The sequence below is a fragment of the Schinkia azotoformans LMG 9581 genome (assembly GCF_000307855.1).
Lineage (GTDB): Bacteria > Bacillota > Bacilli > Bacillales > Bacillaceae_J > Schinkia > Schinkia azotoformans.
Window position 1 is genome coordinate 1 of record NZ_AJLR01000143.1, and the last position, 537, is coordinate 537.

The 537-nt window shown below is 39.3% G+C and carries 1 protein-coding gene; it reads left to right on the forward strand.

The genetic code is table 11. The features are described from left to right. A partial coding sequence (locus BAZO_RS16205) for a PEP-utilizing enzyme (protein ID WP_003332762.1) occupies nucleotides 1–537 on the forward strand: 537 nt, incomplete at both ends.

Sequence of the window (537 nt, forward strand, 5' to 3'; positions counted from 1 at the left end):
CGAGCTTCAACTTATTAAGGACAAAGCAGTAACAACCCTTGGTGAAGAAGCAGCATCTGTATTTGACGCTCATATGATGGTCCTCGCTGACCCAGATATGACTGCTCAAATTAAAGCAGTAATCAACGACAAAAAAGTTAACGCTGAATCAGCCCTCAAAGAAGTAACTGATATGTTTATCGGTATCTTTGAAGGAATGACTGATAATGCTTATATGCAAGAACGTGCAGCTGACATTAAAGACGTTACAAAACGTGTTTTGGCTCACCTTCTTGGTGTTAAATTGCCAAGTCCAGCGCTTATCGATGAAGAAGTAATCATCGTAGCAGAAGACTTGACACCATCTGATACAGCTCAATTGGACAAGAAATTCGTTAAAGCCTTTGTTACTAACATTGGTGGACGTACTTCTCACTCTGCAATTATGGCTCGTACTTTGGAAATTCCTGCTGTTCTTGGAACAAATAATATTACTGAACTTGTTTCTGAAGGTCAACTTTTGGCTGTTTCAGGATTGACTCTAGTTTGTCATCATTT